We start from the raw sequence: 7,765 nt of genomic DNA, 5'->3' as shown, positions 1-7,765 counted from the left end.
TTTAGGTTCTCAACAATCCTTCATACCTGTGTCAAGCACCCCGTTCTTTGGTCCGGTTGATAGGGAACGTTTGTTAGTTTCATGAGCGCGTCTCCCGACAAACTTGCATGGGCGTTTGTGGCTGAGCATAGCAACACGTAACACGAGCGACTGCGTACACGAGTACGGCGTAATTCACGACCCATACTACTTTTATAAAACCCGAGTGTCTGAGCTGTTTTCCGGTTGTTCAATCCTTGGCTTTTAAATGTTTCCGGTTTTATACAACCATCTCGTGTAAAATGGTGATGGGACAGTATGGGCTCTTTCGGGTGTTTCAACAGAACTATTGTACCGAAGATCTCTGTGATGTCCTCTTTTGGGGGACCGGTTGCATTTCAACCTTGAACCCGCCCCTTCCATGAAATCAGGGAAAGTGATGGCTTAGCAAAATAATGGTTACAACTATAGATAAATAATGGCAACACAAGCAATGATCCACAAGCCGACACTGACACTGGTAGGCCAATCCTTCAGCAGCACTTGACTGGGATCTCCGGTACCGTTATGTTCGATTAACCATAAATACCGCGCCAATCCATAAACGACAAAGGGCAATGTCATGTAGAGTTTGTCGGTGCCTATGCGTGTGATAACTTCTGCGCTGCAGGTATAGATCGTAAATGTTATCAGCGCGCCGCCAGCCACAATGAGCAGCATTTGATCAATAAAGGCTGTGCTATATTGTTGGAGTACTTCTCGGTGGCTGCCCGCCTCTTCTTCAAGGAGCATGATCTCTCCGCGCCGCTTTCCGAGCGCCAGAAATAAGGCGAGGAAAAGGGTACACACAATGAGCCAGTTAGAAAAAAGCACGTCGATGGCTACAGCCCCGGCAATGGCGCGAATGACAAAACCGAGGGCGACGGTTATGACATCCACAATAAATAATTTCTTGAGGATCAACGTATAACTTAACGTTAAGCCAATATAGGCCATGAGCGCCCAAAAGAATTTGGGGTTGATCCGACACGCAATGAAGATAGATGCCGCTAAGAGCAGGACGCCGAGCACAGCGGCGTTGATAAGGCTGATGTCTCCGCGGGGCAAGGGCCGCCCACTCTTTTCCGGATGATATTTATCATGATTCAAATCGCGAATATCATTGAAAATATAGGTGGCACTGGCAGCAAAACAGAAGGCTAACATAGCAAGCAGACTTTGCAATACCGCGTCCCTCTGCATCAGCTGTTGTGCAAAGACAAGAGGCATCAGAACCAATGCGTTTTTCGTCCATTGATAGACGCGCATCAACCGAAACACAGCATAAATATAAGAGAAAAGGGAATTCATCAAATGTCCATCTTTTTGAATTGCCATTCAGGAATACTTTTGATAATGCACATAATATACCGCCAAATAGAAGAAACATACACGACATTTTTGCCTTTGCTAATCGCGCAGACCATGGCTTTAGCCGCACGCTCAGGCGATGCCACCAAAGGACCGGGCAATTTCATGCCGTAGGTCATGGGCGTATCGATAAAGCCGGGCTTGATCGTTGTGACCTGCACACCGGCGGGGTGTAATCGATTGCGCAATCCCTGCAAATACACAGTGAGCCCGCCTTTCGAAGCTCCATAAATATAATTTGCCTTGCGGCCCCGGTCGCCTGCCACAGAACTCAATGCGGCAATGAAGCCGGAACGGCGCACCTCAAAGACTGCAGCGAAAGCCTCCAGAATAGTCATTGCTCCCGTTAAATTGGTGTCCATGGTACGCCGCGCAATATCCATGTCCGATTGGGCATCGCTTTGCTCCGCCATAAAGCCAAAGCAGAGGATCACCCCTTCGGGCTGCGCGCCCAAGGCGGCTTCACACGCGGCGGGGAAGTCTTTGTGATCATCAAACGCCAGTGCGTCGAAAACGAGCGGGTGACATGTCGCCCCGTGGCGTGTATGCAGATCATCGGCAATACGTTTGATCTCGTCTATGTTTCGTCCTGCTAAAACCAGCGCCCACCCGCGTATGGCATATTCTTCGGCAATAGCACGGGCGACACCGGAAGCGGCTCCTAAAACAACAAGAGATTTGGGGAGTGATTCCGTCATTTTATGATTCCTTTCCACCAGTCAATTTCAATCGGCGTGCCATATCCGAATCCAGCTTTCCCTCCGGATCAACCTTTTCTTTAATGTCTAGGAACTGCGGCAGGGCAGCGTGATACATGGCGGCGAAGGTTTCCGGATCGGTGATGGCGTCTTTGGCAAGGTAGAGCCGCCCTCCATGATCCAATAAAATCTTATCTAAGTTTTGGGTGATCTCGCGCAGCCCTTTGCGGTTGGGTATGTCTAAAGCGAGGGTATAGCCCGGCGTGGGATAAGATAACAAGCCTGCTCCCGCTTCGCCAAAACATTTTAACACGACCAAGAAAGAGGCGCGTTGCACGGACGCGAGATATTCCAGCATCTTTACCAAACCCGCCTTCTGATCCATGGGGAAGGTGGCTTGGTATTGAATGAAACCGGGCTTGCCATACATGCGGTTCCATTGCAACACGCTGTCCAAGGGATAAAAATATTTGTCGTAATCGACCAGAACGCCGCTTCGATTGCGGTTGACCGCATAAAAGGCCGTGTTAAAGGCTTTGATACTCCATTTATTCAAAGCGAATCCGGGAAAATCAAGAGGCACCGAAAGGGTTGGTCGTGCAGGCAGCTTATAGGGCGTGTTCGTCAATTTGGACGGCAGCCCTGAAAGAGGCGCATGGTTGCCGCGCATTAATACGGAACGGCCCAGGGAACCTTTAGAAGCGAGACAATCGACCCATGCCACCGAGTATCGATAATTTTGATCTGAAGCTGCCATGGCATCAAGGGCTATATCCAAATGAGCACAACGTTGATAATCAACCCGCACATAGGCAGATTCTACGGGAAGCAATCGTAATCGGGCACTCAAGATAATGCCTGTGAGCCCTATGCCCCCCACTGTTGCCCAAAAGATATCCGCATTTTCTGCGGGGGAACACGTAATGCGACCTTGCGCAGGGGTCCATAGCGTGATCGATTCCACAAAATTCGAGAAGGCGCCGTCGCAATGATGATTTTTTCCGTGTACATCGTTGGCGATAGCCCCTGCGACTGTGACAAATTTAGTTCCGGGCGTGACCGGTAAAAAATAGCCGCGCGCCACAAAGTAATCTAAAATATCGGCGAGACTGACGCCGCCTTCACATTCTAAAACGCCTGTATCTTCATCAAAAGCAATCATGCAGTTTAGCCGAGAAAAGTCGATGACCCCACCTTGGCTATTAACAGCTGTATCGCCGTAACTGCGCCCCAGACCACGAGCAATAAAGGACGTCTCTGCAGTCGAGGTTAGCAAGCGTTCCAAGGATGCATGTTGTTCCGGCCGATATACGGCACAAGACTGGGGTTGGTACCGGCCCCATCCGGCGAGGGTCTCGTTCTTGGCGGCGAAAGACACCTGTCATTCTCCTTATCTGCAATTTGAAAACCGGCGTGCTTCATCTTCAGTTCAGTATCACCGGCATTAAGCATTATTTTCCGTCTACATCAAGTCGGAATGGATTTAGTCTATCTTAATTCGGATGCTGTCCACAAATCCGCATAGAGAAGAACGGCGCGGCGCCTGATTGATAAATCGTGGGAAAAGAACAGCGGCTCCTTTTTAGAATAAAAGGTCATAAATAATTTGTCTGTAATCCCAGTCCGCAGTTATGATTTAATCAACGGTTTTTATAATCCCATAGAGTTTCCTATAGAGCCCGCTCGTAACGGGAACCAATTTTACAAAAGCCTTGTGGCTTCCCACACCTTTGGAGAGAAGATGAGTCAAAGCTTATCCTATAGCACCGCCGGCGGTGTCGTGATCAACGATGCAAAAGAATTCTTGGTTTTGATACGAAGCATTATCCGAGATGGTCAATCGGTACAAGAGTTTCGTCTGCCTAAAGGTCATATTGATCCGGGGGAATCGGAAGAAGAAGCAGCCGTACGTGAAGTAGGTGAAGAATCAGGCTATTGGTCTGTAGAAATTATTCAGGATCTAGGTGTCGGTCATAGCAGTTATGTCTTTAATAAAAAACACTACGAACGAGATGAACGTTATTATCTGATGCGCCTCACCGACTCGGAACGCTTGGCGCCGCGCCCCGATAGTCCCGAAGAAGCCCTCTTCAAACCACAGTGGATGCGCCCTGAAGAAGCGATACACTGTTTAAGCTATAGGAGCGAACAAGATTTTGCCAAGCGCGCCTTCGCCGTCATGCAATCATGGTCCGAAAACGAGTCCTAAAATCGCGGGCACTCCCGCTGCCTGAACGAAGCGTCAAAGCAACGCGACAATAATAAAGGACTAAAAACGGATAGTTTTTGCACATCTACAGGGAATCAGGCTATACTTATTTACTAAACATTAATTGGAATGCCCTTGATGGGATTCATTCCAATGGATTCAATTCGCCGGGGCGCTATCAAAAAACCTTGCCTCAGGGATTGAATATAACTGTTGCGGCCCCACAATCGAACAAGGAGAATATTCATGGCCAAGCTTGCAATTTGCGGTGGTACACCCTCAGTTCCGAAAAACAAAAAATGGGCGACATGGCCTATCAGTAATGAAGCTGACGCCAAATTGGTTGCCAAAATCACGAGCTCTAATCGGTGGTCCTATGACGGCCCCACGGAATGGGAATTTGCCGAAAAATTCACCGCCTACCAAGGAGCGAAATTCGGAATGTGCTGTGCCAATGGAACCGTCGGGATCCAGTTGGCCCTTGAAGCCTTGGGCGTAGGTGCTTATGATGAAGTCATCGTGCCCGTCATGACGTGGCAGGCAACCGCCGCCGCCTGTGTCGATGTGAGTGCTATCCCCATCTTGGTAGACATTGAACCGGACACCTGGAACTTGGATCTGGACGCTGTGGAAGCGGCCATAACCGATAAGACCAAAGCCATTATTGTTGTCCATCTCTATGGGTGCATGACCGATATGACCCGTCTCCAGAAGATCTGCAAAAAACATAATCTTTTCTTGATTGAAGATTGTGCCCATCAGCACGGCTCTTTCTGGAAAGGCAAAGGCGTCGGCTCTTTCGGCGATGTCAGCTCTTGGAGCTTCCAAGAATCCAAGGTGCTGAGCAGCGGCGAAGGGGGCTTCAATATGTGCAAGACCCGCGATTTATTTTATAAACTCTACAGCCTTCGCAATTGTGGACGTCCTTATGAAGCAGATCCCGCCGTCTTCGGATTGACCAAACCGGCAAACATGAGTGCGACCACCCTTCAATCCGGTAACTATCGGCTTACAGAATGGCAGGCTGCCATCTTGTTGGGCGGACTGAAACGTCTTGACAAACAGGTCAAACAACGGGAGGCGAACGCCATGCTACTTGACAGCCTCCTGGCTGAAATCCCCGGCATCATCCCCATGCGCCGACGCCAAGAAGTGACCCAGCAAAGTTATTTCAATTACGCCTTCCGCATTGATCCCAAAGAACTCAAAGTAGATAACCGCCAGTTTTCTACCGCCTTAAATATGGAATTCAATGTTCCTGAACTCTTCGAGCCGCCTTATGAGCCCCTTAATAACTGCGGTCTTTACAAGCCACAGACCAAGACACGGCACATTTTAAATCCCAAGTATTGGAAAGCCATCGATCCTACCCGTTTCGTTACGCCTGTAGCGACTGAAGCCCACGAACAATCGGGCGTCGTCGCTCACCATCAAATTCTGATGAACACCGCGGCTGATATGAAACTTTTTGCGCGGATCGTGAAAAAGATTGTGGATAATATCGACGAGCTCCGTTCTGTTAAGCCTGCTGAATTAAAAAAATACGGCGCTCTTGCCCACTAATAGCGACCTGCGCCGGCTCAGCGTACCCCACGCGCATGGCTAGGGTTAACGTTGATCGATCAGGATAATTCCTTTGAAAGCACAAGAAAAACATGTGGTTCTCTTGAGCGGCGGAATTGATTCAACTGTATTGTTGCATCAGTTAGCCCACGAGGGATATCTGATTTACAGCGTGGCGTTCCACTATGGACAGCGGCATAGCCGTGAGTTAGCTTGTGCAAGAAGCCAAGCAAAAGCCGTGGGTGTCGCCGACTTTCGATGCTTGGATATGAGTTTTTTGAGCGGTCTCCTTGGAGACGCTTCCGCCTTGATCCCATCGGGAATGTCCGTCCCTGAACTGGCGGACATTCCCATGGATCAGCGCGATCACCCGCCTACCTATGTTCCCAACCGCAACCTGCTCTTTCTTTCCGTGGCAGCAGCCTACGCGGAAGCGATCGGCGCCTCTTGGGTTTGTTATGGCGCGCAAGCGGCCGATGAATATGGATATTGGGACTGTACTCCCCTTTTTCTGGAAAGGGTCAATCAAACCTTGTCCTTAAATCGACACCACCCCATAACGGTGAAGGCGCCCCTTATCAACAACTCCAAAACCGACAATGTCCGCTTGGGGCTGGAACTGGGTGTGGATTTCGGAGCCACGTGGAGCTGCTACCGAGGCGACGAATATCCCTGCGGCGTCTGTCCCACCTGTGTTGAGCGCTTACATGCTTTTAAAAATGTGGGCGTCGACGATCCCCTAAGCTACAAACCGGCATAACACACGCCTCTTCTTTTCTCTTCGCTGCCACCGTACCTTAGTGCTTAACATGCGCAATGACGTCGCTCCCCTTCCCATCCTAATAGCCTCTTTAACCGAGCTTTTTTATGCTTGTATAGTCCGGCGTTACTGAGCAAAAACACAGAATTTCCGTGGCATTTAGAATTCCGTGATACAATACCTGTTTTTGCAATCGACTTCGCATCCCTCTTTTAATAGAATAAATTCTTGTTTGAAAATGTTAGGGATTTGATGAGGAGAATTGTTTTGTCCCTTTCGCTAGACAAACATCAGAACCCCGGTAATGCCTTTTCCACTTTCCGCGGCGTTTTTATACCCTGTATACTGACTATTTTCGGGGCGATCATGTATTTGCGGCTGAGCCTCGTGGTGGGACGCATGGGTATTGTTCAGTCTATCGTGATCATTCTTGCGGCGGCGTCCATCTCCTTCATCACCAGTCTTTCTTTGTCTGCCATTGCCACCAATACCCGTGTGAAAGGGGGCGGCCCCTATTTTCTCGTAAGCAGAACCCTAGGCGCACAATTTGGTGCAACATTGGGTATCGTTTTTTATTGTGCGCAAGCCATCGCTGTCGCCTTGTACATTGTCGGTTTTTCAGAAGCTTTTGTACGGGCTTTCGGACTGTCCTCCCATCAATTGGTACTCGTTGCCACCGTAGTCAATGCACTGCTCTTTATCAGCGTTTTTATCGGCGCTAAATGGACCATGCACGTACAATATCTTTTTCTCGTTCTGGTGGTTCTGTCGTTAATTTCCTTCTTTTGGGGCGCATTGACTCTTTGGGACAACTCCCAATTACAAAACAATCTTGCCGCTGTTACGAGCGATTACCGGCATTTTATCGTCATGTTCGCCCTTTTCTTTCCAGCCGTATCAGGCATGACAGCGGGCGCTAATCTTTCCGGTGATCTGAAAAACCCGAGCAGAGCCATCCCTTTGGGAACACTGAGCGCCGTTATCTTAACGACCCTCGTTTATCTGGCTATGGCGGTCTCCTTAGCGGCTTCCTGTCCCCGTGACGTTTTGCTTGAAAACAATTTTGCCGTCTCTTATGCTGCACGTTCAGAAATACTCATCACGCTGGGTATTTTCGGCGCGACCCTATCCTCAGCGGTAGGATGT

At 49.3% G+C, this 7,765-nt stretch carries 7 protein-coding genes; 4 read left to right on the top strand and 3 right to left on the bottom strand.

Annotated features, from left to right (window positions below; genetic code table 11):
- Nucleotides 1-444 precede the first annotated feature (444 nt).
- From GX117_15340 to GX117_15330, 3 genes are read right to left on the bottom strand one after another with little or no spacing between them, the layout of a single operon-like run.
- A complete protein-coding gene (locus GX117_15340; GenBank protein NLO34702.1) occupies nt 445-1,356 on the bottom strand; it encodes a decaprenyl-phosphate phosphoribosyltransferase in 912 nt (303 codons plus the stop codon).
- A complete protein-coding gene (locus GX117_15335; protein NLO34701.1) occupies nt 1,329-2,087 on the bottom strand; it encodes an SDR family oxidoreductase in 759 nt (252 codons plus the stop codon). The genes GX117_15340 and GX117_15335 overlap by 28 nt, the downstream gene beginning before the upstream one ends.
- 1 nt (nt 2,088) lies before the next feature.
- On the bottom strand, nt 2,089-3,465 hold the full coding sequence (locus GX117_15330; protein NLO34700.1) for an FAD-binding oxidoreductase: 1,377 nt from the start codon (nt 3,463-3,465) through the stop codon (nt 2,089-2,091).
- Nucleotides 3,466-3,828: 363 nt separating this feature from the next.
- On the opposite strand from GX117_15330, the gene GX117_15325 reads away from it, so the two are divergent.
- From GX117_15325 to GX117_15310, 4 genes are all read left to right on the top strand, one after another.
- The gene (locus tag GX117_15325) at nt 3,829-4,296 is read left to right on the top strand and encodes an NUDIX domain-containing protein (protein ID NLO34699.1); all 468 of its coding nucleotides are present in this window, start codon (nt 3,829-3,831) and stop codon (nt 4,294-4,296) included.
- A 246-nt stretch (nt 4,297-4,542) separates the two neighbouring features.
- Complete coding sequence (locus tag GX117_15320; GenBank protein ID NLO34698.1) at nt 4,543-5,859, top strand: DegT/DnrJ/EryC1/StrS family aminotransferase; 1,317 nt, start codon at nt 4,543-4,545, stop codon at nt 5,857-5,859.
- 73 nt (nt 5,860-5,932) lie between these two features.
- On the top strand, nt 5,933-6,619 hold the full coding sequence (gene queC, locus GX117_15315; protein NLO34697.1) for a 7-cyano-7-deazaguanine synthase QueC: 687 nt from the start codon (nt 5,933-5,935) through the stop codon (nt 6,617-6,619).
- 267 nt (nt 6,620-6,886) lie between these two features.
- Nucleotides 6,887-7,765 (top strand): amino acid permease (locus GX117_15310; protein NLO34696.1); only part of this gene is annotated, 879 nt, incomplete at its 3' end.

This window comes from Candidatus Hydrogenedentota bacterium, from assembly GCA_012523015.1.
Classification (GTDB): Bacteria; Hydrogenedentota; Hydrogenedentia; order Hydrogenedentales; family CAITNO01; genus JAAYBJ01.
The sequence above is the reverse complement of the archived record's forward strand: the minus strand, read 5'-3'. Positions and strand labels throughout refer to the sequence as shown.

What these genes read in the sequence shown, in the direction of transcription:
- GX117_15340 (NLO34702.1), bottom strand. Translation starts at nt 1,356, where the DNA reads ATGGCAATTCAAAAAGATGGACATTTGATGAATTCCCTTTTCTCTTAT.
- GX117_15335 (NLO34701.1), bottom strand. Translation starts at nt 2,087, where the DNA reads ATGACGGAATCACTCCCCAAATCTCTTGTTGTTTTAGGAGCCGCTTCC.
- GX117_15325 (NLO34699.1), top strand. Translation starts at nt 3,829, where the DNA reads ATGAGTCAAAGCTTATCCTATAGCACCGCCGGCGGTGTCGTGATCAAC.
- GX117_15320 (NLO34698.1), top strand. Translation starts at nt 4,543, where the DNA reads ATGGCCAAGCTTGCAATTTGCGGTGGTACACCCTCAGTTCCGAAAAAC.